General features: G+C 71.1%; 21 protein-coding genes. 12 read left to right on the top strand and 9 right to left on the bottom strand.

Annotated elements, in window-relative coordinates; translation table 11 throughout:
• Positions 1-138: 138 nt before the first annotated feature.
• From ACFY36_RS01370 to ACFY36_RS01385, 4 genes are all read left to right on the top strand, one after another.
• Positions 139-1,497 (top strand): polysaccharide deacetylase family protein, encoded by a 1,359-nt coding sequence (locus ACFY36_RS01370; RefSeq protein WP_499743889.1) that lies wholly within the window; start codon positions 139-141, stop codon positions 1,495-1,497.
• Between the two features lie 74 nt (positions 1,498-1,571).
• Positions 1,572-2,012 (top strand): DUF7144 family membrane protein, encoded by a 441-nt coding sequence (locus ACFY36_RS01375; RefSeq protein ID WP_499743890.1) that lies wholly within the window; start codon positions 1,572-1,574, stop codon positions 2,010-2,012.
• A 58-nt stretch (positions 2,013-2,070) separates the two neighbouring features.
• The gene (locus ACFY36_RS01380; protein ID WP_499743891.1) at positions 2,071-2,757 is read left to right on the top strand and encodes a VanZ family protein; all 687 of its coding nucleotides are present in this window, start codon (positions 2,071-2,073) and stop codon (positions 2,755-2,757) included.
• A gap of 10 nt (positions 2,758-2,767) precedes the next feature.
• Positions 2,768-3,985 carry a hypothetical protein gene (locus tag ACFY36_RS01385; protein WP_499743892.1) on the top strand — a complete coding sequence of 406 codons (1,218 nt, stop codon included), beginning with the start codon at positions 2,768-2,770 and terminating at the stop codon, positions 3,983-3,985.
• On the opposite strand, the gene ACFY36_RS01390 is transcribed toward ACFY36_RS01385, so the two are convergent.
• The 7 genes from ACFY36_RS01390 to ACFY36_RS01420 form a co-directional block, all read right to left on the bottom strand.
• Complete coding sequence (locus tag ACFY36_RS01390; RefSeq protein WP_499743893.1) at positions 3,964-5,070, bottom strand: mandelate racemase/muconate lactonizing enzyme family protein; 1,107 nt, start codon at positions 5,068-5,070, stop codon at positions 3,964-3,966. The two genes, ACFY36_RS01385 and ACFY36_RS01390, sit on opposite strands and share 22 nt — an antisense overlap.
• Complete coding sequence (locus ACFY36_RS01395; RefSeq protein WP_499743894.1) at positions 5,057-5,476, bottom strand: cupin domain-containing protein; 420 nt, start codon at positions 5,474-5,476, stop codon at positions 5,057-5,059. The genes ACFY36_RS01390 and ACFY36_RS01395 overlap by 14 nt, the downstream gene beginning before the upstream one ends.
• Positions 5,477-5,569: 93 nt before the next feature.
• On the bottom strand, positions 5,570-6,778 hold the full coding sequence (locus tag ACFY36_RS01400; protein WP_499743895.1) for an alpha/beta hydrolase: 1,209 nt from the start codon (positions 6,776-6,778) through the stop codon (positions 5,570-5,572).
• 85 nt (positions 6,779-6,863) lie between these two features.
• Complete coding sequence (locus tag ACFY36_RS01405; protein ID WP_499743896.1) at positions 6,864-8,837, bottom strand: ABC1 kinase family protein; 1,974 nt, start codon at positions 8,835-8,837, stop codon at positions 6,864-6,866.
• Between the two features lie 22 nt (positions 8,838-8,859).
• Positions 8,860-9,966: a Gfo/Idh/MocA family protein gene (locus ACFY36_RS01410; RefSeq protein WP_499743897.1), complete on the bottom strand. Its 1,107-nt coding sequence runs from the start codon at positions 9,964-9,966 to the stop codon at positions 8,860-8,862.
• A complete protein-coding gene (locus ACFY36_RS01415) occupies positions 9,936-10,637 on the bottom strand; it encodes a ThuA domain-containing protein (RefSeq protein WP_499743898.1) in 702 nt (233 codons plus the stop codon). Before ACFY36_RS01415 ends, ACFY36_RS01410 begins: the two co-directional genes overlap by 31 nt.
• Positions 10,638-10,640: 3 nt before the next feature.
• Entirely contained in the window at positions 10,641-11,102 is a 462-nt protein-coding gene (locus ACFY36_RS01420; RefSeq protein ID WP_499743899.1) for a MarR family winged helix-turn-helix transcriptional regulator, read from the bottom strand.
• Positions 11,103-11,161: 59 nt separating this feature from the next.
• On the opposite strand from ACFY36_RS01420, the gene ACFY36_RS01425 reads away from it, so the two are divergent.
• The 4 genes from ACFY36_RS01425 to ACFY36_RS01440 all read left to right on the top strand — a co-directional run bounded on the left by ACFY36_RS01425 (position 11,162) and on the right by ACFY36_RS01440 (position 15,982).
• Complete coding sequence (locus tag ACFY36_RS01425) at positions 11,162-12,223, top strand: polyprenyl synthetase family protein (RefSeq protein ID WP_499743900.1); 1,062 nt, start codon at positions 11,162-11,164, stop codon at positions 12,221-12,223.
• A gap of 30 nt (positions 12,224-12,253) precedes the next feature.
• Complete coding sequence (gene bla / locus ACFY36_RS01430; RefSeq protein ID WP_499743901.1) at positions 12,254-13,225, top strand: class A beta-lactamase; 972 nt, start codon at positions 12,254-12,256, stop codon at positions 13,223-13,225.
• A gap of 103 nt (positions 13,226-13,328) precedes the next feature.
• Entirely contained in the window at positions 13,329-14,660 is a 1,332-nt protein-coding gene (locus ACFY36_RS01435) for an FUSC family protein (RefSeq protein ID WP_499743902.1), read from the top strand.
• A gap of 89 nt (positions 14,661-14,749) precedes the next feature.
• Positions 14,750-15,982, top strand: coding sequence for a S1 family peptidase (locus ACFY36_RS01440; RefSeq protein WP_499743903.1), 1,233 nt, complete (start codon positions 14,750-14,752; stop codon positions 15,980-15,982).
• Position 15,983: 1 nt separating this feature from the next.
• Here the strand turns inward: ACFY36_RS01440 and ACFY36_RS01445 are convergent, their stop codons facing one another.
• Positions 15,984-18,458 carry an ATP-binding protein gene (locus tag ACFY36_RS01445; RefSeq protein WP_499743904.1) on the bottom strand — a complete coding sequence of 825 codons (2,475 nt, stop codon included), beginning with the start codon at positions 18,456-18,458 and terminating at the stop codon, positions 15,984-15,986.
• Positions 18,459-18,549: 91 nt separating this feature from the next.
• The gene (locus ACFY36_RS01450; protein WP_499743905.1) at positions 18,550-19,542 is read right to left on the bottom strand and encodes a glycosyl hydrolase; all 993 of its coding nucleotides are present in this window, start codon (positions 19,540-19,542) and stop codon (positions 18,550-18,552) included.
• Positions 19,543-19,763: 221 nt separating this feature from the next.
• On the opposite strand from ACFY36_RS01450, the gene ACFY36_RS01455 reads away from it, so the two are divergent.
• From ACFY36_RS01455 to ACFY36_RS01470, 4 genes are read left to right on the top strand one after another with little or no spacing between them, the layout of a single operon-like run.
• Positions 19,764-21,080, top strand: a complete 1,317-nt coding sequence (locus ACFY36_RS01455; RefSeq protein WP_499743906.1) for an ABC transporter substrate-binding protein — start codon at positions 19,764-19,766, stop codon at positions 21,078-21,080.
• Entirely contained in the window at positions 21,077-21,925 is an 849-nt protein-coding gene (locus ACFY36_RS01460; protein ID WP_499743907.1) for a carbohydrate ABC transporter permease, read from the top strand. The genes ACFY36_RS01455 and ACFY36_RS01460 overlap by 4 nt, the downstream gene beginning before the upstream one ends.
• Positions 21,922-22,734 (top strand): carbohydrate ABC transporter permease, encoded by an 813-nt coding sequence (locus tag ACFY36_RS01465; RefSeq protein WP_499743908.1) that lies wholly within the window; start codon positions 21,922-21,924, stop codon positions 22,732-22,734. The genes ACFY36_RS01460 and ACFY36_RS01465 overlap by 4 nt, the downstream gene beginning before the upstream one ends.
• Positions 22,735-22,750: 16 nt before the next feature.
• A complete protein-coding gene (locus ACFY36_RS01470; protein ID WP_499743909.1) occupies positions 22,751-25,117 on the top strand; it encodes a glycoside hydrolase family 2 protein in 2,367 nt (788 codons plus the stop codon).
• Positions 25,118-25,119 lie beyond the last annotated feature (2 nt).

The following is a 25,119-nucleotide window of genomic DNA, read 5'->3' on the forward strand; positions in this document are numbered from 1 at the left end:
TGGAAATCGAGGGCCATGACGCTGTTCGGGAGGTTGGCGCCCCTGTGCTAGCGTCGCCCGCTGGCTTGAAGATCAATCTCTGACGGCCGGCACCGCAGGTCACGTCGGGTCGGTCGCCTACCCGAAGCGGAGGTGCCTGTGTCCGACGAGCCCACCGCCGCGGTGCCTCCGGTCACATCCGGCGCTGCGGCCCCGCCGCCCGCCGCCGGCAAGAACCCGGAGGCTCCGGCCGTCAGCGCGCCGATCAGCCCCACCGCGGACGAGGCGACCACGGCACTGCCCGTCGCGGAGGGGCCGGGCGAGGAGGAGACCACGGCGCTGGTCCTGCCCGCAGCGGAAGCGGCCGCGGCGCCTGGCTCTGCGATGCCGGATGAGGAGACCGCGGCGATTGCGGCCTCTGCGGCGCCGGATGAGGAGACCGCGGCGATTGCGGGCTCCGCGGCGCCGGATGAGGAGACCGTGGCGCTGCCGGCCTCTGCGGCGGCCGACGAGAGGGCTCCGGGCTCCGATGAGACGACCGTGGTCCGATCCGCCGGCGCCGCCGCTGTAACGGAGCCTCGTCGTGAGGGCGAGGAAGCCACCGTGCCCGCCGTTGTCGTCCGTCCGCGAACTCCCCTGGACGATGCCGATGTGGCGCCGGCTCCGGTGAGCCTCGAGAACCCTGTGCCCCTGCCCCATCGCCCCGCCCTGACCCGGCGGCAACTGCTGATCGGTGTGTCCGGGGTGGCCGGTGCGGCTCTCGTGGGCGGTGCCGTCGCCATTCGGTCCGCGACCGGTGACTCCGGCGCCGCGCCGGCCACCTCGTCGCCCCCGAGCGTCGCCGTCACGCGGCCGCGGACTCCGGAGAGCACCGTCGTCAGCGTTTCCCCGGCGCCGGTCCAGCACCGCGCCATCTCCACCCTCGCGGAATATCGGCAGGCCACCGGTGCGGCCGCCTTCCCGGCTGACGCGATCGCGCTGACCATCGACGATGGTCCGCATCCGGTCTGGACGCCGAAGATTCTGCGGCTCCTGGACAAGTACGACGTGCCGGCCATGTTCTGCATGATCGGCAACCAGGTGCTGGGCCACGAGGCCGTCGCGCAGACCGTCACCCGGGCCGGGCATCAGCTGGCCAACCACACCTGGAGTCATCCCACGAAGCTGGCCGGCAAGCCGGGACCTCTCGTCCGGAAACAGATCGCCAAGGCCCAAGTGAAGATCAAGAACACCACGGGGTACGCCCCCAAACTGTTCCGTTCGCCCGGCGGCGACTGGTCGCCGCAGCTTCTTCGCGAGGTCGCCCAGGCCGGTCTGCTGCCCCTGGACTGGACCGTCGACCCGCGTGACTGGTCGCGGCCCGGCGTCAACAAGATCGAGCACACCATGCTGGCGGCCCGCCCGGGCCAGATCATCCTGTGCCATGACGGCGGCGGGGACCGCTCACAGACGTACAAGGCCCTCAGTGCCGTCCTTCCGGCCCTCAAAGCGCGCGGTCTCCGATTCGTGGCGCTCTAGCGCCCGGTCTTCCGGTCCGAGCATCATCCGCCGCGGATGGCGTGCCCGCGGTGGGCGTGCCGCACGATGGCCGCATGTCCAATCGGAGCAGTTACGCGACGGACGAGCCCGATGTGCCGAGGACGACCGCCTGGCTGGGCGTCATCGCCTACGGCGGGGTGATTCTCGTCCTGCTGGGCATGTTCCATCTGATCCAGGGCATCGTGGCCCTCGCCGACGACAGCTTCTACATCGCGCGCGAGGGCGACCTGGTGCTGGCCCTGAACTACACGGTGTGGGGCTGGCTGCACCTCGTGCTCGGGGTGCTCGCGCTGGCCGCCGGAGTCGGGATCTTCACGGGCGCCCTCTGGGCACGGGTGGCCGGCGTGGTGGTCGCCGCGGTCAGCGCCCTGGCCGCCATGGTGTTCATGCCGGCGTACCCGATCTGGGGCATCGTCGCGGTCATCTTCGACATCGTGATCATCTACGCGCTGGTGGCGCACGGTCAGGAGGTGCGCGCGGCCCGCGCGCGCTGAACGGGCGACCCGTACGGCGCTTATGCCGCCGATACAGCGCGTTCCGTTGAATGGGCGCATGAACCACACCACCACCCCGGCCGCGCCGCCCCGTGACAAGCGCGGGATCGTGCTGGCCGGCCTGATGATCCTCGGCCTGGCCGGCGTCGTGTACGCCCTGCGCCGGCTCTTTCTCATGGCCGCCCCGCGATGCCTGACCGGGCATTGGCACGGCTGCTACGACACGGAGAACGGCGTCGTGCTGATGACGCTGCTGGGGACGCCGGTGGCCGTCCTGGCCGCGTGGATGCTGGCGCGCGCCCGGCGGCCGGGCCCGTCGGCGTGGCGGATGTCGCTGGCCGAGGTGGGCATGGTCTACGGGACGGTGCCGCTCGTGTGGCTCACTTTGATGCCGGGGCCGGGCGCCGGCGTGGTCGACGGCCGGGTGAGCCTGGTCCCGTTGCGGGATCTGGCGACGATGGGGCCGCTCGGGGTCGGCGGCAATCTGCTGATCTTGGCGGCCCTGGGCTTCTTCGCCCCGATCCGCTTCGCGGCGCTGGGCACCGTGCCGCGGATCCTGGCGCTCGGCGCCGGTTGTTCGGCCCTGATCGAGATCGCCCAGTACGTTCTCCGGCTGGACCGGGTGTCATCGGTCGACGATGTGCTGGTCAACGCCGCGGGCGCGGTGCTGGCCGGGCTGGCGTCGCGGCATTGGTGGCGGGTCAGGGGTGAGCGCCGGGCCCGTCCGTCCGTACAGGTGACATAGATTCGGGATCGTGACTGATGCGGACGTGGCGCCCTGGGAGGAGTCGCCGGTGGAGAAGCTGGTGGAGAGCTCCCGGTCCGACGAGCGGATGCTGTTGCGGGCGCTGGTCGCCGCCGCCCGTCACCATGGCATCGCCCATGACGCCGGGCGGCGCTACAACATGGCCTACCGGCGGGCCGTGGAGGCCATCGAGATCGGCCGTAGGCTCGTGGCCGCCGATCCCACCGTCGAGGCGGATCTCGCCTCGGCGCTGGAGAGCGCGGCGGCCGCGCTCGCCACCGGGCCGGTGACCGCCGAGCAGGCCCGGCCGCTCATCGACGAGGCGGTGGAGATCCGCCGGCGGCATGAGGGGCTCGCGCTGGCCCGGTCGCTTCTCGTGCGGTCGGCCGTGCTCGACCTCCAACGGGAGGCCGACGGCGGGCCCGACATGGCGGAGGCGCTGGGTATGTTGCGCGAGCACGACGACCTTCTCGAGGTGGCGGCCGCGCTGACGATCGTGCTGCGGCTGAGCGCGCGGTTCGCGTTGAAGCCGGACGAGGCGAACACGATCCACCGGCTCTCCTCGTCCCCGCGGGGGCCGCGGACCGCCGACGATCTGGCCTCACTCCATGAGTCTCTGATGGCGTACCACCGGTACGCGGCGGCCGGCCTCGCGCGCGATCTGCTGTCCGGCCCCGCGATCCAGGCGGTCGCGCGCGACGATCTCGCCACGACCACCACGCTTCGGCGCGAGCTGGCCGAGGCGGCCCCCGGCGCCGCGCGGCGCCGGACCCTGGTGCGCCTGCTTCTCGACCGGTCCGTGGAGCTGCGGGAGCAGGGCCTGCTCGCCGAGTCGGTCGCCACCGCCCGGGAAGCGTTCGAAGCGGCCGTTCTCCCGCGGGATCGGCCCATCGCCGCGTCCGTGCTCTGCGAATCGCTGTGCGCGCTCCGGCAGGGTGACGAGGCTCTGGCCGTGGCCGACGACGTGGTCCGGGCCGCCGGGCAGAGCGGCGACCCGGTGGCGCCGGCCTTGGCGATCAGTTGCCGCGCGATGGTGCTGTCACACCTCGGGCGGCATGACGAGGCGATCGCGGCCGCCCGGCGTACGTGGCGAATGCTCCGAAAGCTGGCCCGGGCCGATCCTCGCCTCGGCGGCCACGCGATCGAGGCCCTGAAAGGTGTCGCGTTCGCCTATGAGTGCGCGGGGAAGCCGACCCGGGCCGGTTTCTACCGGACCTTGGCCTCGTAGGCGGCGATCACGTCCGGGTCGGGGTCCATGCCCAGGCCGGGGCCCTGGGGCACGTCGACCCGGCCGTGCCGCACGGTGAGCCGGTCGCCGTACACCTGGGCCTCGAGATCGAAATAACGCCACTCGATCATCGTGTCGGTGGTGCCCAGCGCGGCCGCCGCGTGGAGCCCGGCCAGCAGGCCGGGACCGTCGTAGAAGGTGTGCGGCATGACCGGGATGTTGCGCAGCGAGGCCAGCGTGAAGGCCTTGCCCAGCTCGGTCACGCCGCCCACCTTGGCCGGGCTCGGCTGGACGTAGTCGACCGCGCCCGCGTCGAGCAGACGGTCGAAGTCCATGAGCGTGCCCACGTTCTCGCCGGCCGCGATCGGCACCCCGGCCTGGCGCACCCGGGCCAGACCGCTGTGGTTCTCGGGCGGCCAGACCGGCTCCTCTAGCCATTTCAGCTGGAGAGGCAGCAGTTCCTTGGCGTACGTCAAGGCCTGCTCGACCGTCCAGGCACAGTTCACGTCGACCATCAGATCCACGGCCGGCCCGGCTTCCTCGCGAGCCGCGGTGATCACCGGGAGCAGCTTCTCGTGCAGCTTGACGCCGGTGAACCCGGCGCCGACCGCCCGCCGGACGGCGTCGCGGACCAGGTCGGCCCGCCCGTACGCGTCCATGCTCGCGTAACACGGCAGATCGGTCACCCGGGCGCCGCCCAGCAGCCGGTGGAGCGGGACGCCGGCCGACTTGCCGGCGATGTCCCACAGCGCGATGTCCACGGCGGACAGGGCGTGGGTCAGTGGGCCGCCCCGCCCGAAGACGTGCAGTTTCCGCTGCACGTCGAGCATGAGCGGGACGATCCCGGCCGGATCGCGGCCGAGGCACAGCGGCGCGATGACCTCGTCGATCGCCGTGCGCGTGACCGGGAGGCCGGTGAACCCGAAGGATTCGCCCCAGCCCTCGACACCCTCGTCGGTGGTCACCCGGACCAGCAGGGTGTCCACCGCGTGCAGGCCCTTCGGGCCCCAGGCGGAGGCCGCGGACTCGGCGCCGGGCTTGAACGGAATGCGGAGCGGAAAGGTCTTGATCTCAGCTATCGCCATGGTGATCACTCCTTTCGACGTACTCCAGGGAGATCGGGCCGATCGCGGTGACCTGCGTGATGTATTTACCGGATCTCGCCCAATGGAAATGGGACGTCCCGCCGGGCAGCACGATCACGGCGCCCGGCGGATAGGCCCGCAGTTTCTCCTCGTCGAAGACGTCACCCAGTCCGATGTAGAACACACCGGAGATGACCGTGTAGACCCGATCCTCGTGATGCCGGTGCGGCATCAGCTTCTCGCCGGCGGGCAGCTTGACCCGTACCACGAAGGGTTCTGAGCTCTTGATGTCGCCGACCACGACGGCGAGGCGGGCCGCCGGCGGGAAGCCGGCGAACGGCTGCCAGTCGACGTCCTGCGGCAGAATCGGCCGGAAGGCATCCTGACCGATATGGTGAGTGCCCATTCTGGTACCGCCTTTCTAGGCGTCCGATAAATGGATTCTCACCCCGCCGCGAGTGGCCGCACAACGAGAGGCGGCTCACGTCGCGGAGGTGGTTCACCGATGAGACCGAAGCCACTCACGAATGTCGGTGACGACCTGGCGGTCGGGCTCGCCGAATTGCGGGACGAATTTCGGGGTGATGTTCATGGTGTGCGCCATCCCCGGGTAAATGACGATCTTGTGGTCCTTGTTTCCGGCCGCGGCGACGGCGGCGTCGGCGGTCAGCGCGACCCGGGCCGGGGTCTGCAGATCGTTCTCGCCGTTGAGCAGCAGCGTCGGCCCGGTGAACTTGGGCAGGGCTTCGGTCACCGTCGGGAAGCGGGCGATGTCGGTGACGTAGTCGCGCAGGCCCTCCAGCCCGGGGACATCCGGGTAGTTGTCGATGCCGGTGGCCTTGCGCAGCACCGCTCCGGCCTCGGCGTCGATGGCGATCCGGCCGTCGCCGTCGGTGTCGGTGCTCGCCCGCACCTTGCGGCCGTCGAGCAGGACCGGGCGGATCTGGCCGGCGAGCTCGGCCGGCTGGCCGATCAGGCCGTCGGTGGCCTCGGTCGCCGTCAGCTCGCCGTCGGCGTCCACGTCGAACTCGTCGTGCATCTGCAGCAGGAGCCGGCCGAAGAGTTGCAGGGTAAGCAGTTCCTTGATGTCCTGACCGACGACGCCCATCGCGATGACACCGGCGGGCTTGGGGATGCCGTACGCCTTGGGGGTGGCGGCCAGGTTCGCGGCCACGTTCGTGCCCTCGCTGTGCCCCAGCAGGAAGATCTTCGACGCGTCGATCCGGGGTGACGCGGCCCCGAAGCGGATGGCCGCGGCGGCGTCACGCTGGATCTGCGCGTACGGGTTCTTCGGGTTCAGCTGGGCCGGATCGGTGCTCTCGACCGGGCCGACCCCGGTGACGCCCCGCTTGTTGAACCGCAGCGTGGCGAACCCCTCGCGGGACGCGCCCTGCGCCAACGGGACGAAGGTCGACCCCTTGCCGTCGGGCAGCGTCTGGTTCATGTCGTTGTGCCCGCTGCCGTGCAGCATGACGACCAGCGGCAGGCGGCCCTTGGCCCCCCGCGGATAGGTCAGCTCGGCCTCGGTCACCCATCCCCGCCCGAAGTCGATGCGGACCGGCTCGCGCACGACCCCGGCCCACCCCACCTGCTGTGCGGCGGCGGCGACGGTGGACGGCTCGGCGTGGGCGACTCCCACACCTCCGGCCAGGACGGCGGCGGCGGTCAGAGCGACGGTCAGACGGCGGTGCTTCCTCGTCGTTGTCATACGGAGAACGCTATTTTCGGACGGCCCCGACATCGATCCGGCTGACTACCCGATCTTCGGTACAGCAGGCTGTACCTCCGGCGGGTCAGTCCTGGCGGAAGACCGTGACCAGCACGCGGAGCACGAGGACGGCCGAGACGACCAGCAGGCCGTAGCCCAGCAGCGGGAACAGGGCGACGCCGGTGCTGATCCGCGGGCCGCCGTCGGTGCCGAGCAGGAGCGTGGCCATCAGGCCCGCGGTGGCGCCGATGACCGTGAGCAGCACCTGGTGGAGCAGGCCGGTGACCAGCCGCCGGTCCTGGTCGTCGGCGAACAGGCGTACGTTGAACCGCAGCCGTCCGTGCTCGACCGCGTCGCCGATCCGGTCGATGCGGCGGGGGAGCCCTCGCAGCATCGGCAGGAGGGCGCTCAGCTCCTGCTCGAAGGCGTCACGGAGGTTGTCCGGGGTGAGCGTGTCGGCGATCCGGCGACCGGCTGACGCCCGGGCCTGACCGACAAGATCGAATTGCGGGTGTACGAGGGAGAGCGTTCCCTCCAATGTGGTGACGGCCCGGAACACGGCCGCGACCGGCGCCGGCACGCCGAGGCCGTGCGCGGTGAAGGTGCTCAGCAGGGCGGTCACCGCCGTGACGCCGACCGTGCGGCCCGGGCCGGCGTAGCGGACGATGAGCGCGCCGACCACCCGCTGGAGCTCCCGCTCGTCCACCTCCTCGGGGCGGTCGAGCAGTTGCAGCAGCGCGTCCGTGACCGCCACCGAGTCGCCGCGGCCGACGGCCAGCAGCAGGCGGCCGATCGCGGTCCGGGTCACCGCGTCGATGCGGCCCACCGAGCCCAGGTCGAGCATGCTCAGCGCGCCGTCGGCGGTCAGCAGCAGGTTGCCCGGATGCAGGTCGACGTGGAAGAGGCCGTGGGTGAGGATCTGGTCGAGCATGCTGTCGAGCAGGCCGGCCGCGATCTCCGCCCGCCGGCCGGTGTCGAGGCCGTCGAGGACCGGGGCCGCCGCGCCCAGCGGTGTGCCGGGGCGGCGGTCCATCACCAGGACGCGTTCGGAGCCCAGACCGGGGTACGGGACCGGGACGCGCACCCCGCGCTCGGGCGATCCGGCCAGGGCCGCCGCCATGGCCAGCAGGTTGTCGCGCTCGACGGTGAAGTCGAGCTCCTCGCGCAGGGCGGCCGCGAAACCGTCGGCCAGGCCGCGTACGCCGAAGGACCGCCCCCAGGCCGTCCGTTCCTCCAGCATGTCGGCCAGGCGCAGCAGGATGTCCAGGTCGCGCTCGACGATCCGGGCGATGCCCGGCCGCTGCACCTTCACGACCACCTCGGTGCCGTCGGACAGCCGGGCCGCGTGGACCTGGGCCACCGACGCGGCGGCCATCGGCTCGGGGTCGATCTCGCGGAAGACCTCGCCGGCCGGCCGGCCCAGCTCGGCGGCGAGGACCGCCTCGATCTCGGGCCACGGCACCGGGGTGGCCCTGTCCTGCAACGCGGTCAGCTCGTCGACGACCTCGGCCGGCAGCAGGTCACGCCGGGTCGACAGCAGCTGCCCGATCTTGACGAAGGTCACGCCGCCCTCGTCGAGGGCGGCCCGCAGCGAACGGGCCAGCCGCCGCCGCGACGCCGCCGATGTGGGTCCCGACTGGGGCCGGCCGCGCAGGAAGCCGCCGAGGCCGTGCCGCAGCGCGATCCGGACGATCGTCGAGTAGCGCCGGGCGCGTTCGATCCGTCGCCGGGCGCTCCGGGCGGCCTCCACGGGCCCGGGCAGCGAACCGGTCGGCAGCAGCACCTCGAGGACGACCAGCGCCGCCATGGCGAGCAGGGCGGCGATGACGAGCGAGGACGCGGCCAGCAGGAAGGCCTCGCCACCGCTGACCGTGGCCGGATCGGGTGGCGCGAACGCCGACAGGATCGGCGCCGTCACGAGCATGGCCAGCACGGCCGCCAGCAGGACGCGAACCAGTCCGACCCGGACGCCGAGGAGCCGCCGGATGACCGCGGCGAAGGCCAGCACGGTCACGACGACGACGGGCACGATCAGCAATATCGACAGAGCTCGCTCCACGAGAACTGACGATAACGGCGACTCAGGCTGCGTAGGTGACCGCTCGCCAGGTCTCGGGTGGGGTGAGCGGTACCGGGGCCGGGCGTTCGGCGGTGGTGGTGAGGTCGATGCGGTGGCCCTGCTCGGCCGCGCGGAGCAGGGACGTCATGGCGTCGAGGATGTGCAGGGCGAGCGCGCCGCCGGCCCGGGGCGCCCCGGTGGTGATCATGTCGAGCAGGCCGATGCCACGGGCCGCGCCGAGGTAACCGGCCGACGGGCCGAGCGTGCGCCAGTCGCCGGCGCCCAGCTCGAAAAGGCGTACGTCGCCGTCGAAGTGGTTGGGATCGGGCACGGCGAGGGAGCCGGTCTCGCCGTGGACCTCGATCGGGGCGGCCGTGGTCCGCACCGCGTCGAAGCTGGTGGTGATGGTGGACAGGGCGCCGCCGGCGTGGTGCAGGACGCCGGTCACGTGGGTGTCGACCGCGACGCCGATCCGCTCGCCGGCCCGCGGGCCGGAGCCGATCACCCGGGTGTCGCGCAGGCGGGAGGCGGCGCCGGTGACCGCGACGATCGGGCCGAGAAGGTGGACGAGGGCGGAAAGGTAGTACGGGCCCATGTCGAGCAGCGGGCCGCCGCCGGGCGCGTAGTAGAAGCCGGGGTTGGGGTGCCAGCGCTCGTGGCCGGGCGTCGCCATCACCGCCACCGCCGACAGCGGGCGGCCGATCAGCCCGGCGTCGACGGCGGCCCTTGCGGTCTGCACGCCGGTGCCGAGCACGGTGTCGGGGGCGCAGCCCACCGCCACGCCGGCGGTGGCCGCCCGGTCGAGCACCGAGCGGGCGGCCGGCAGATCGGCGGCGAGCGGCTTCTCGCCGTACACCTGCTTGCGGTGACCGATGGCACCCAGCGCGACCGAGGCGTGCGCCGCGGGCGTGGTGAGGTTGAGAACCGTGTCGACGCGCTCGTCCCGCAGCAGCTGCCCGACTTCGAGGGCGTGGCACCCGTCGATGCCGTCGGCGACCGCCGCGGCCCGGGCGGTGTCGAGGTCGGCGACCGCGGCGATGGCCACGCCGGGATGGCCGGCCAGGGTGGAGAGGTACGCCCCGGAGATGTACCCGGTGCCTACGATGCCGACGCGGTGCGGGCGGCCCACAGCATCCCCCTCTCGACGATGGTCCGTACGTTCGGGTCTTGGAGGACGCCGACGCTGTGCCCCGGCGTGCTGACCACCACCCGGCCGTCGCCCCACTGCCGGGTCCAGACGGCCGGGGAGACGATCGGCCGCCGCCACGGATGCCATGGCCGCACCGGATGGGTGGTGGTGGCGAGCACGTCGTTCAGATCGTCGTGCAGCACCCAGTACTGCTCGGTGGTGAGCTCGAAGTCGTCGAGGCCGGCCGTGATCGGGTGTTCCCGGCCCAGCTGAGTCAGCTCGATCCGGTGGGGCAGGAAGTTGTCGGTCTCGTCGCCGCGGCGGGCGCCGGGCTCCTTGCCGGGATGGGTGGCGAACTGGCCGCCGACCAGTTGCAGATAGTCGGAGGAGGCGCGGAACGAGTCGGCGATGCCGCCGTGCCAGCCGGTGAACCCGGTGCCGGCCGCGACGGCCGCCCGCAGCCCGGCGACCTCGTCAGGCTCGATGGAGGACATGGTCACGCACTGCACGATCAGGTCGGCCCCGGCCATCACCGACCGGTCACTGTAGACGGCTGTCGAGTCGGAGACCCGGACCTCGAAGCCGCTCGACGCCAGGAAGGGCAGGAAGAGCTCGGTGGCCGCGACCGGCTGATGCCCCTCCCATCCGCCGCGAACCACCAGAGCTCTCATCCATCAACGATTATCAGATTCGGCGTAGTCGCGCATGGCCGCGGCCACCTCGTGCAGGAATCCGGTGGCCGCGGCCGCCTGCTCGGGACTGAGCCGGGCGGCGGCCTCGTCGATCCGCTCCAGCAGCGGGGTGAGAGCGGCCAGCACCTCCTCGTACGCGGTGGGGGTCGCGACCACGGTCTGCCGTCGCCGGTCGGACGGGTGGGGCACCCGGCGCGCGTGCCCGGCCGCGTCCAGCCGGTCGACGAGGGTGGTGGCCGAGGCCGAGCGGATGCCGAGACGCTGCCCGAGCTCGGTCGGCCCGAGCCCCTCGGGGCTGCTCATCAGGTGGTCGAGCGCGACGGCGTCGGTGATGCCGACCTCGAGCCGGCGGGCCAGGCTGTGCGAGGCCTCCCCGTTGGCCTGGAGCACCTCCCGGACCGCGCGGGCCAGGTCGCTGCGCAGCGGCTGTCGCGAGGTGGTCACGGCGACATCATACGGCTGAGAGGTAGCAAGATTTTCTAACTACACCTATAACGAGATTCATGACTGGTGAGATAATTGCCCGCGTGCAGCGAGAGGTCGACGACTTCCTGGCCGGGCAGGCGACGATCCTGGCCGACGTCCACGGGGACTGCGCTCCGCTCGTGGGCTATCTGACCGGCTTCATGAGCGGCGGCAAGCGGCTGCGGGCCGCCTTCTGCTACTGGGCCTGGCGGGCCGCGGGCGGCGCCGACGGGCCGGGCATCGTCCGCGCGTCCGCCGCGCTCGAGTTCTTCCAGGCGGCCGCGCTGATCCACGACGACGTCATGGACGCCTCCGAGACCCGGCGCGGCGCTCCGGCCATGCACCGCCGGTTCGCCGCCCTGCACCGCGGGCACGGCTGGCGCGGTGAGCCCGGCCGCTTCGGCGAGTCGGCCGCCGTCCTCGCCGGCGACCTGTGCCTGGTCTGGAGCGACGAGCTCTACACGGCCAGCGGACTGCACCCGCTGGCGCTGGCCCGGGGCCGGGCCGTCTTCAACAGCATGCGTACGCAGCTGATGGGCGGCCAATATCTCGACCTGCTGGAGCAGGCGATCGCCGGTGGCCGTGAACGGGGCGCCCTGGAACGGGCCCGCCGGGTCGTCCACTACAAGAGCGCCAAGTACACCGTCGAGCATCCGCTGTTGCTCGGCGCCCGGCTCGCCGGGGCCGGGGACGATCTGCTGGCCTGCCTCTCCGCTTTCGGCCTGCCCCTGGGCGAGGCGTTCCAGCTGCGCGACGACATCCTGGGCGTCTTCGGCGACCCGGCCCGCACCGGCAAGCCGGCCGGGGACGACCTGCGCGAGGGCAAGCGCACGGTCCTGGTCGCGCTGGCCCTGGAGCGGGCCGGCGCGCCGCAGAGGGCCCTCGTCGACGAGTTGCTCGGCTCGCCCGCCCTCGACGAGCGTGGCGTCGGCGCCCTGCGCGAGATCATCGTGGACACCGGCGCGCTGGGCGCCGTCGAGGACATGATCTCCGGCCTGCTGGAGCGCTCGCTGGCCGCCCTGACCGCCGCGCCGATCGACCGGGCGAGCCGGTCGGCGCTGGAGGGCCTGGCCCAGGCGGCCACCGACCGGGTGGCCTGACCGTGGACCGCCCTGTGCATGATCGAGCGCGTGACTCGTTCCGCCGTCGCGGCCTCCTCGCTTCTGCTCGCCGGTGCTCTGCTGAGCGGCTGCGGCGGGAAACCGGCCTCGCCCAGCCCGGCCGCGTCGCCCAGCCCGGCCGCGTCGCCCAGCCCGGCCGCGTCGCCCAGCCCGGCAGCGTCGCCCAGCCCGGCCGCCTCGATCTCGTCGCCGGCGAAGGTCGCCGGCAACCGGCGGTTCGGTGAGCTCGAGCGCCGGTTCAAGGCCCGATTGGGGGTGTACGCCGTCGACACGGGCAACGGGCGCACGGTCGCCCACCGCGCCGACGAGCGGTTCGCCCACGCCTCCACGTTCAAGGCCCTGCTGGCCGGGGTGCTGCTCCGGGATCTCACCGACGCCGATCTGGGGCGCGTGGTGACGTACACCCAGACGGATCTGCTGGAATGGGCGCCCGTGACCGAACGTCACGTGGCCGAGGGGATGACGGTCGAGGCCCTGATCGACGCGGCCGTGCGCCACAGCGACAACACGGCCGCCAATCTGCTGCTGCGCGAGGTGGGCGGCCCGGCCGGGCTGCAACGGGAACTGCGGAAGATCAACGACAGCGTGACGTACGTCAGCCGGACCGAACCGTCGCTGAACGAGGCCACGCCCGGTGACCAGCGGGACACCAGCACGCCGCGGGCGCTCGGCACCGGCCTGCGCCGGCTCGTGCTCGGCGACGAGCTGCCCGCACCCCGCCGGCAGAAGCTGGCCGGCCTGCTGATCGGCAACACGACCGGTGACACCTTCATCCGGGCCGGCGTGCCGGACGGCTGGACGGTCGGCGACAAGACCGGCAGCGGCGGCTACGGCACCCGTAACGACATCGCGGTCGTCTGGCCGCCCACCGGAAGCCCCCTGGTCATCGCCATCCAGTCGGATCGTGGCGTTCGCGGTGCGGCCTCGGACGATGCCTTGATCGCCGAGGCGGCGAAGGCGGTCGTGGCCGAGCTGCGCTGACCGTATCCGCCGTCACAATTTCAACATTTGGGATATATGCTTCCGCGGTTGAGGATACTTTTTGCGACCGGATCAACCGCTCGTCACAGAGGAAGCCGCAGCGTTGTCCCAGTCGCTCGTCGAGTCCGCGAACCCGATCACGATCGTCGCCGCGAGCCTCATGCTCTGCGCGCTGGCCGTGGTGGTGCTGCGCCGCAAGGTCAAGCCGGTCGTCGAGGCCGCCGGCCGCGACGTGCTGGCCCGGGTGGAACCGCACCTGCCCGAGGGCCTGCGCCGCGTGGCGGTCCGGTGGTACGAGCGGATCGACCCGGCCACGGTCCGTTCCATCCTGGTGGCGGCGATCGCCGCCGGCATCGCCTGGTCGCTGGCCTCCACCCTGCACGTGGTCGGCGCGGTCACCGCCTCGATCTCCGCGATCCTGTCGGTGCACCTCAGCGCGCACGCCTCGGTCCGGGACGGGACGAAACGCCTGATCGGCACGCTCGCGGGCGTCGGGGGAGCGGTGGGCGTGTGGGGCGTGTTCGGCCCGAGCCCGGTGTCGATCGCGGTGATCGCCGGGTGCGGGCTCATCGTCGGCCGGGTGCTGCGCCTGGGCGACGGCTCGGTCACCGTGCCCGCCACCTCGCTGGGTGTGCTGGTCGCGGGCAGCGCCGTGGCCGAGACCTTCGTCTGGGAGCGGGTCGGTGCGACCGCGCTCGGCATCGTGGTCGGCGCCATCCTGTCGCCGCTGGTCGGCGGGATGACGCCGCTGGAACGGGCCCACTGCAAGCTGGCCCACCTGTCCACCGAGATCGCGCGCCTGCTGGGCGACCTCGGCGCCGGCGCCGCCCGCGGATACGGCCGTGACCAGGCCGCGCAGTGGCTGGCCCGGTCCCGCGAGCTCGGCGAGACCCTCGGCGAGGCGGTCGACGCGGTCGAGGACCTGGACCGGCAGGCCCGCTGGTCGCTGACGACGCCGCTGACCGAGGTGGCGCCGGTGCACCACACGTTCCGCGTCCTCGAGCACGGGGTGCACCAGGTGAACTCGGTGGCCCGCACGATGTTCGACGCCGCCGCGACGCCGCACTGCCCGGGCGTGCCGGACGACATCGGCCCGCTGCTCACCGCCGCCTCGGAGGCGTTCGCCGCGCACGCCACCCTGGAGACGGACCCGGAGGCCGACACCACCCAGGACGCCGGCGACCTCGAGGACCTGCTCGACGATCTGCGCGAGGCGCGACGGCAGACGCTGCACAAGGTGCGCACGGGGATCGAGGACACCGGGGTGCTGGTGCTCACCGGCTCGATCATCACCGACATCGACCGGATGGCCGGGTCGCTGGAGCGGTCGGCGCCCGCCCTCGCCGTCGGCGAACGGGAGAAGGGCCCGGGCATCCCGGCGGTCTCCGAGGTCGTGCCCGTGGTGCGCAGCTTCTGGGAGAAGAAGGTCAGGTAGCGAAGCTGCCGGTGAACGGCCGGTTGTCGTTCTGTTGCGCGGTCCCGCCGGTGCGTTGACTGAGGTCACGTCAACGCATTGGAGGGGGAATGCAGCTCATCAGGAAAGGGGCCGTGATAGCCGGGCTCGTGGCGGTGGGGCTCGTCGCGCCGCCGGCCCACGCCGCTCCCGGCGGCGGGGACCACCGGCACGCGAGTGGCCTTCAGGTGCTCACGGGTGCGGTGCCGGGACCGCCTCCGCCGCTGCCCGAGAGCGTGGCCAAGGCGTGGAGCGACGCCTACGACCTGGCCATGAAACGGCCGGCCGACTTCGGATATCCGGCCGTCGACCGGGCGGCCGCGGGCGGCCCGAAGGTGCGCATCCGGGTCGCGACCGTGGCCGGTCAGCGGGCCGTCGCGGGCAAGGCCACGGAGAAGGCGCCGGCCACGTTCGCGCGGCTGGAGACGGTCAAGGACGAGGCGTTCGACCTCAAGGACTCGTCGATCCCGGGCGCGGACAGCATCTGGATGACCGAGCCGGACGCGATCAACAACCGGGTCATCGTGTCGGTCGAGCGGCTCAGCGACGAGCTCGCGGCCGCCCTGGCCGAGCGGTTCGGCACCACCGACCTCGCGGTGCGGATCCGGCCCCGGATCAAGGCATACGCGAACACCCGCGACAACGACACCAGCCCGTTCTACGGCGGGTCGAAGATCTACATTCCGGGCGGCGGCACCTGCACGACCGCCTTCCCGTGGGCGATCGCCGCTGGGGTGCACGGCATGCTCACCGCCGGCCACTGCGTCCGCAACGGCGGCACTGTCAGCACACCCGCGTACGACATGGGCACGGTGAACGCGGGCACGCGGGAGAACTGGAACGAGGTCGGTACCGTCAAGATCAACGGGTCGGCGTACTACCGGGGCGACATCGGTCTGATCGAGGTCAAGCCGGCGTATTCGGTGCAGCCGTACGTCTGGCGCAGCAACACGTCGTACACGACTGTCCGGTCGAAGTGGTCCCGTTGGGCCGCGCTGGGCGACGAGTACTGCGCGGCCGGCTTCGCGTCCGGCGAGATCTGCGGCTACTCGGTCCTCCTCACCGGCATCAACTTCGACTACTGGAACATGGGCGAGATCCGCAACGCCGTGCAAGGTCAGCGGTGGGGCAACTGCAACTCCGCGGGCGACTCCGGCGGGCCGGTCTACACGATCCGCTCCGACGGCACGGCCGTGCCGAAGGGCGTGCACAGCGGATCGACGATCAACGGGCCCTGCATCGAGTTCTTCACCGACATCTGGCACGCGTACAACGCCTTCCCGGGCGACGTCCGCTACGGCTAGCTCACAGGGCGGCCAGGGCCTCGCGGATGTCGTCGGCTTCGGGACTGCCCAGCACGGTGTAGCTGTCCAGCGCGTGGCGCAGGTGCGAGCGGGCCGGTTCGGGGCGGCCCAGGTCGCGCCATGACCGCCCCAGGCCCCGATGGGCCCGGGCCAGCTGGTCCGGTACGTCGGTCTCCACGGCGACGGTCAGGGCGGCGGTGTGCTGGGCGACGGCCTCGGCGGGACGGCCCGCGGCGCGGGCGGCCTCGCCGAGGCCGTTGAGCGCGGACGACTCGCCGTCCCGTTCACCGATCTCGCGGAACAGCTCCAGGGCGGACTCGTGAAAGGCGGAGGCGTCATGCGGACGGCCCAGACCGGTGTACGCCACGCCGATGCCATCCGTCGTCCACGCCTCACCGGAGCGGTGGCCGAGCGCGCGGAACAGCTCCAGCGCCCGCAGTTGATGCTCGGCGGCGGCGTCGAAGTTGCCCAGCTTCTCCTCGATCTCGCCGAGATTGGTCAGCGCGGCGGCCAGGCCGGTCCGGTCACCGGTGCGCTCGTGCAGCGCGAGCGCCTCCCGATGCCACCGGGCCGCGGCCGGGTAGTGCCCGAGCCGCGACTCGATCTCGCCCAGGTTGTTCACCGCCCGCGCCTCACCGACCAGGTCACCCGCCCGCCGGAAGGTCGCCCGGGCCCGCTCGTGGAAGACCAGGGCCTGCGGATATCGGCCGGAACGCTGCTCGACGGCACCGAGGTTGCCCAGCGTGCGGCCCAGCCCGACGGCGTCGCCGAGCCGTTCGAACAGCTCCAGCGCGGCGCCCAGGTCGGCCGCCGCCTCGCGGTGCCGGCACAAGCGGCTGTGCACGGTGCCCGTGCCGAGCAGCGCCGCCGCCTCCCCGGCCGGGTCGCCGGCCGCGCGGGCGTCGGCCCGCGCCTGCCCGTGCACGGCGAGCGCCTCCGGATAGTGACCGCCCAGCAGATAGCGGAACAGCGCCGTGGCCAGCGGAACCGAGTAGCGTGGCCCGCCGCGCGTGGCCACCGCCACGAGGCAGGACCGCTCGGCGTCGAGCCAGTCGCGGGCGGAGGCCGGATCGGTCAGATCGGGTACGGGCGACGGTGGGGGCGCGACCCGCGGAAGCCGGGCCGCCTCCTCCGGATAGAGCAGGTCGGCGGCGGCGACGGCGCACCCCAGATAGTGGTCGAACAGCCGTCGCCGGATCGCGCCGGGATCGTCGCCGGACTCGGTGGTGAGCCCGGAGGCGTACGCCCGCAACAGGTCGTGCATCGCCCAGCGGCCCTCGCCGGACGGCCCGACCAGATGGGCGCGGGTGAGTTCGCGCAGCGCGCGCCGGGCCGCCGGCGGGTCGAGCCCGGCCAGCGCGGCCGCCGCGTACGCGTCGAAGTCGGGACCCGGATGCAGGCCCAGCCGCCGGAAGGTCGTGGCCGCTTCGGGCGGCAGCGAGCGCAGCGACCAGGAGAACACGGCGGCCACGGCCGACCGCTGATCGCCGCCCGGATCCAGCAGGCCGAGCCGCTGCCGCTGGTCGGCCAGCTCGGTGACCAGCTCGGCCAGCGTGCTGCCGGGCCGCCCGGCGGCCAGTTCGGCGGCGACCCGCAGGGCCAGCGGCAGGCGGGCGCACTGCTCGATCAGCGTCGCCACGGCCCTCGGCTCATCGTCGACCCGCCGCCCGATCAGCCGGCGCAGCAGCGCGGTCGCGTCCGGGACGGGCAGAAGATCGAGATCGAGGCGGTACGCCCCGTCGCGCGCGACCAGTCCGGCCAGGCTGTCCCGGCTCGTGACCAGGGTGACGCAGTCACCGGCCCCGGGCAGCAGCGGGCGCACCTGCTCGACCGTGCCCGCGTTGTCGAGCAGCACCAGCATGCGCCGCTGGGACAGCTGGGTGCGATAGCGGGCGGCCTGCTCGTTCAGCCCGAGCGGAATCTCGGCCGGCGGCACGCCGAGAGCGGCCAGGAAATGGGCCAGCGCGTCACCGGGCTCGACCGGGCGGCCCGGATCGTAGCCGCGCAGGTCCACATAGAGCTGCCCGTCGGGAAAACGTTCCCGGGTGCGGTGACCCCACCGTACGGCCAGAGCGGTCTTGCCCACCCCGGCCGTGCCGGCCACCGCGCAGATGACGGTGGTGACCCCACCGCCCGGCACCAATTCGTCGAGCCGGGCGAGTTCGGCCGCCCGCCCGGTGAACCCGGTGACGTCGGCCGGGAGCTGAGCCGGAACCGGCCCCGGCGACGGTGTGACCGCGACGGCCGGTGCCGTCGTCGTCGCCGGGGCGCTCGCGGCCAGGAGGAACGTCTCGCGCTGGGCGCCCTGCAAGGAGAACGCGTCGGCGAGCAACCGCACGGAGGCGGCCCGGGGCGCACGGCGCCGGTCCGCCTCCATCTCGCGGATCGTGCGCACGCTGACGCCGGTGCGCGCGGCCAGTTCCTCCTGGGTGAGCCCCAGACGACGCCGGTGCTCCCCGACCAGGTGCCCGAACATGGCGCCAGTGTGTCAGCCACACACAACGATCACGGTAAATGTCCTTGATCTGGCAGCGGGGCACGCCGGCCGGGGAGCCGGGGCGCTAGAGCTAGAACCTGATCTCGCCCTGGTTGTAGACGCGGGGGAGGAAGTACGCGTTCTGGATCTCGGCGTTGGTGTTGTTGCCTCGCAGCTGTTCGGACCAGAGCATGAAGTACGTCCACCTGGGCTGGCTGTCGAGCAGGGCCGCCGTGGGCACCTTGCCCATCTCGGCGATCGCCATGGGCTTCGTGCCGGCGATCGACTGGATCTGCGCGTAGTCGCCGCTCGACGGGTAGTTCTTGTACCAGGCGTCGAGGCTGACCACGTCGACGTAGCCGCCGCCGGGGTAGTAGCTCGCCCAGCCGCCGGCCGGGTTGTCCTGCACGTTCCAGACCCAGATCAGGTTGGTCAGGCCCTGACTGTCGAAGTAGTCCTTCATCTGCTGGAAGAGCTTCAGCGAGCCGTTGGCGCCGGGGCGGTGGCCCCACCAGTTCCAGCTTTCGTTCATCTCGTGGAAGGGGCGCCACAGCACGGGCACGCCGGCGTCCTTGAGCTGCCGGAGATAGGGGACGACGGCGGCCATGCGGCTGCGCCAGGTGTTGCTCAGCGCGGTGCCGCCGGTGACGACCTGCTGGAACTGGGCGTCGCTGATGGTGGTCTTGACGCCGCCGTCGAAGTTGCAGGTGGCGCCGACCGTGGGGGAGCAGGCGTGCCAGGTCAGGGCGACCAGTGACCCGTTGGCCCACTCGGTCTTGGCCTGGTTGACGACGCTCTGCCGGTTGGCGATGTCGTTCGACGTGAACATCATGTCGCCGCCCCAGAGCCCGGGCCACTGACCGGTGATGTCGTGTACCTGCTGGGTGTACTGGCCGGGTGACGTGGCCGGCTCCTTGTTGTGCTGGCCGCTGACGACGTGGTTCCCGGTGATCGCCTTCAGGTAGTTGATCACGGTCGATCTGGGGGTGGCGGGGAAGGCGCCGGCCGGGCCGGCCGGCGTCATCGCGGCGGCGGCCACGAGCGCCGCCGTCAGCACGGCGGCGGGGATTCGGGGGACTTTCATGGGGAGTACGCCTCCTGGGGACGGGGATGCCGCGGGGGGATCGGCGGCAACCCATGTCTAGCGTCGAGGTTTCGCCCCTGTCAACCTTTACGTAACTAATTTAAGGAACGCGGTAAGGCTGCTACCAGCGCAGACGTAAAATTAATTAGTAATCTAATCTTGACAGCGCTGTAATGGCCGTCTCATGCTGGGCGCTCACCTCCCAGTGGACGGACATCAGCATGATCAATAGACGGCACCTCCTCGGTCTCGGCGCCGCCACCGCGCTCGCCCTCGTCACCGGCTGCACCGGCGGGGCCGGGGACGACGACACCGGCGCGGCCGGTGACTTCTCCGGCGACGTCAAGGGATCGATCACCGTTCTGACCAACCGGACCGACCTGGCCGACACCGTGCTGCCGGAGTACGCGAAGAAGTTCACCGCCAAATATCCCGGCACGACCGTGAAGTTCCAGGGCCTGACCAACTACGAGGGCGACGTCACCACCCAGCTCAGCGGCGGCGACTACGGCGATGTGCTGCTGATACCCAACAGCGTCGCCCGGCCCGAGTTCAGCCAGTTCTTCGAGCCGCTGGGCACGGTCGGCGAGCTGAGCAAGACGTACCGGTTCACCGACGAGAAGGCGTACGACGGACAGGTCTATGGCTTGTCCTTGGGTGGCATCGCCAAGGGGCTCGTCGTGAACAAGAAGGTGTGGGCCGACGCCGGCGTCACCGCGCCGCCCAAGACGCCGGAGGAGTTCATCGCCGGCCTCCGGGCCGTCAAGCAGAAGAGCGGCGTGGACCCGTACTACACGAACTACAAGGACGGCTGGCCGCTCAGCGAGTTCAACAACCAGCGCGGCGTGCTCAACCAGCCCGACATCAACGAGACGTTCCCCGCGGACGCGTCGCCCTGGCAGGACGGCAAGATTCAGTACGTCACGGACGGCCTGCTCTACGACATCGTCCACGACGGTCTCAGTGAGAAGGACCCGCTGACGACCAACTGGGAGAACTCCAAGCCGATGCTGGCCACCGGCAAGACGGCGGCCATGCTGCTCGGATCGTGGGCGGTGCCGCAGATGCAGGCCGCCGCCAAGGCCGCCGGCACGAACCCGGACGACATCGCGCTCTGGCCGTTCCCCTATCAGAAGGACGGCAGGTTCCACGCGCAGATCACCGGCGACTACTCGGCCGCGGTCAGCAAGAACTCCGGCAACAAGGCGACCGCCAAGGCCTTCCTCGACTGGTTCGTCAACGAGTCCGGCTTCGCGGCCGGCCAGCAGGCCATCCCGACCGCGATCAGCCAGCCCATGCCGAAGGTCATCAAGGACTTCGAGGACACCGGGGTCGAGCTGCTCAGCCTCCCGGCCGCGACCACGAACAGCGGCAAGGAGGACGAGATCATCAAGGAGTCCGAGATCGACCTGACCGGCAACATCTACCGGCAGAAGCTGGTCGACATCGCGCGCGGCGCGGCCAAGGGCGACAAGAACTCGTACTTCGCCGACCTGAACAAGCGGTGGGGCGCGGCCCAGTCCAAGGTGATGAAGTGACCCGTAGGCACAGCCCCTGGCTGTACCTGGCACCAGCGCTGATCCTGCTCATCACCTTCACGTACGTGCCGGTCGGCAACATGATCTGGTACAGCTTCCACAGCTGGGACGGTCTGAAACCGGCGATGGAACCGGTTGGTCTCGACAACTACGTCCGTGTCTTCACCGACGAGCAGTACTGGCGGGTCTTCCTGATCAGCCTCTACTACTTCGCGGCGTCGTTCGTACAGATCGCCATCGCCCTCTACTTCGCGGTGATCCTGTCGTTCAGCACCCGGTGGCGCAATCTGTGGAAGGGCGTCATCTTCTTTCCGTACCTTCTCAACGGCGTCGCCGTCGGCTTCGTCTTCCTCTACTTCTTCCAGCCGGGCGGCACGCTCGACACGCTTCTCGGCGGGCACACGCCGCTCTGGCTGGGAGATCCGGACGTCGCCAACTTCTCGCTCGCCGGCACCTCGGTGTGGCGGTTCACCGGGCTCACCTTCGTGCTGTTCCTCGGCGCCATCCAGAGCATTCCCGGGGAGATCTACGAGGCCGCGGAAATCGACGGCGCGAACCGCTGGCACCAGTTCCGGCACATCATCGCGCCCGGTATCAAGCGCATCATCAGCCTGTCGTTCATCCTGGCCATCTCGGGCAGCCTGTCGGCCTTCGAGATCCCGTTCATCATGACCGGCGGCGCCAACGGCACCACGACGTTCGTCATCCAGGCCTATCAGACCGCCTTCGGGTTCCGGAAGATCGGGCTCGCCTCGGCCATGGCGGTCGTGCTGCTGCTCATCGTCCTGCTCGTCACGGGGATCCAGCGCCGCATCGTCCCGGACGAGGAGGTCACCCTTTCATGAGCAAATTTGCCAAGTACGTCTCGTTGGTCGCGGCCGCGCTGGTCGTTCTCGTCCCGCTCGTGGTCGTGCTGTTCGCCTCGTTCAAGACGCACGCCGAATACGGCAGCACCGGCCCGCTCACCCCGCCTGAGAACTGGTTCAACTTCGACAACTTCGCGACGGCCTGGTCCAAAGGGCACATGCTGCGCGGATTCGTGAACACCGCGATCATCCTCGTGGTGTCGCTGACGGGCACGATCGCCGTGGGCACCCTGGCCGCGTACGCCATAAGCCGTTTCTCCTTCCCCTTCAAACGGCTCGTGCTGGGGCTGTTCCTGGTGGCGGCGCTGGTGCCCGGGGTCACCACCCAGGTCGCGACCTATCAGATCGTGAAGTCGATGGGCCTGGTCGACACGCTCGGCTCGGCCATCGTCCTGTTCCTGGGCACCGACATCGTGTCCATCTACATCTTCATCCAGTTCATCCAGTCCATTCCGAGGAGCCTCGACGAGGCCGCCGTGATCGACGGGGCGTCCCGGTTCACGGTCTATCGCCGGGTGATCCTGCCGCTGATGAAGCCGGCCATCGCCACCGTCGTGATCATCAAGGGGATCGCGGTCTACAACGAGTTCTACATCCCGTTCCTCTATCTGCGCTCACCCGAGCTGAACGTCATCTCGACGGCGCTGTTCCGCTTCAAGGGGCCGTACGGCGCGCAATGGGAGACGATCGCGGCCTGCACGATGATCGTCATCATTCCGACCGTCGTGGTCTTCCTGTTGTTGCAGCGCTTCATCTACAACGGCGTCACCGCCGGAGCGACCAAGTAGAAAGGACGTGCCGCACATGCTGCACGCACAGGACCTCGGCGGCGCGTGGGAACTGCGGGCCGACGCGGTGGATCCGCTTCCGGCCAGCGTTCCCGGATGCGTACACCTCGATCTGCTGAACGACGGCCGGATCCCGGACCCCTTCCTCGACGACAACGAGAACAAGGTGGCCTGGATCGGGCGCACGGATTGGCGGTACAGCCGGGACATCGGGTGGGACGGACCGGCGTACGACCGCATCGATCTGGTCTTCGAAGGCCTTGACACGGTCGCGTCGGTCGAGCTGGACGGTGTCGTTCTCGGGTCGTCCCGCAATATGCACCGGAGCTATCGGTACGACGTGACGGCGCGGCCCGAGGGCGAGCTCGTCGTGCGTTTCGAGTCGGCCTACACCGAAGCCGAGAGGGTGCGCGATCTGCTCGGGCCGCGCGCCAACGCGTACCCCGAACCGTTCAATTTCATCCGTAAGATGGCCTGTTCCTTCGGCTGGGACTGGGGGCCGACGCTGGTCACCGCGGGCATCTGGCGGCCGGTGCGGCTCGAAGGCTGGAACACGGCCCGGCTAGCCTCCGTCCGTCCACTAGCGACACACGACGGCGGAGGGCGGCTCGATCTGACCGTCGACGTCGAGCGCACACGTGAGCGTGATCTGCGGGTCCGCGTGTTGCTGTCCTCCGCGGAGATCGCCACGTTCGACCTGCGGGGCTCCTCGGCCCGCGCGGTCATCGACGTCGAGGTGGAACCGTGGAACCCGCGCGGCTACGGCGAAGCGGCGCTCTACGAGCTGACCGTCGAACTGCTCGACGGCGACGAGGTGCTCGACCGGTGGCAGCGGCGCACCGGCTTCCGGACGGTCGAGCTCGACCAGGCCGGCGGCGGATTCGTGTTCCACGTCAACGGATCGCCGGTGCAGATCAAGGGCGTCAACTGGATCCCGGACGACATCTTCCCGGCCCGGATGACCCGCGAACGCTACGAGCTCCGGCTGCGCGAGGCGGCCGACGCGGGCATCAACCTGATCCGGGTGTGGGGCGGCGGCATCTACGAGAGCCGCGACTTCTACGAGGTCTGCGACGAGCTCGGCCTGATGGTGTGGCAGGACTTCCTGTTCGCCTGCGCCGACTATCCCGAGGAGGAACCGCTGTATTCGGAGGTGGTGGCCGAGGCGCGGGAGAACGTGACCCGGCTGGCCCCGCACCCGAGTCTGATCACCTGGAGCGGCAACAACGAGAACCTGTGGCTGCACGAGCCGTCCGGCGACGTGACCTGGGGTGAGAGGTACTACCTGGAGACCCTGCCGGGCATCGTGGCCGAGCTCGACCCGAGCCGGCCGTACCAGGCGGGCAGCCCGTGGTCGGGCAGCTGGGAACACCTGCCGAACGATCCGGGGTACGGCACCTTCCACTCCTGGGAGGTCTGGAACCGGGAGGACTACCTGAACTACCGAGCCTCGGAGCCGCGGTTCGTGGCCGAGTTCGGCTGGCAGGCGCCCCCGGCGTGGACGACGCTGCGCGAGGCGGTCTCCGACGACCCGATGCGGCCGGACTCGCCCGGCGTGCTGCACCACCAGAAGGCCGAGGACGGCAACGGCAAGCTGGCCCGCGGCCTCGCCCCGCACTTCGGCGTTGGGAACAGCACCGAGGCCTGGCACTTCCTGACCCAGCTCAACCAGGTTCGGGCCGTACGTACGGGGGTCGAGCACTGGCGCACGTCGTGGCCGCACACCGGCGGCACGATCCTGTGGCAGCTCAACGACCTGTGGCCGGTCACGTCGTGGGCGGCGATCGACGGGGCGGGCCGGCACAAGCCGCTCTACTTCGCCATGAAGGAGATGTACGCCGAGCGCGCGCTCACCATCCAGCCCCGCGACGGCCGTCTGGTCGTGGCCGTCCTCAACGACCACCCGGCCGAGTGGACCGGAACCCTGCTCGTCGAACGGCAGGACACGAGCGGCACGGTCCTGGCCACCACGACCCGGCAGGTCACCGTGGGCGCGCGGTCGGTGACCCTGGTCCCGATCCCGGCCGGCGTGGCCGAGTTCGGCGACCCGGCGGCCGAGCTGCTGGTCGCCCGGGTGGGTGACACGAGGGCCCTGTGGTTCGGGGTCGAGGACCTGGACTTCAGCCACAACGACCCGGGCCTGACGGTGGACGTGGCGACGGTCCAGGGCGGACTCGACGTCCACGTGCGGGCGGACGGCCTGGCCCGGGACATCCTGCTCCAGCCCGACCGCGTGCACCCGACGGCCACGGTCGACCGGGGCTTCGTCACGTTGCTGCCCGGCGAATCGGTCGCGTTCCAGGTCCGCGCACCCGTCGACCTGGACCCCGGCTCGGTCAAAGCACCCTGGGTCCTGACGTCCCTGCCGGAGGTCCTGCGATGAAT

This window comes from Actinoplanes sp. NPDC000266 (genome assembly GCF_042899005.1).
GTDB lineage: Bacteria > Actinomycetota > Actinomycetes > Mycobacteriales > Micromonosporaceae > Actinoplanes.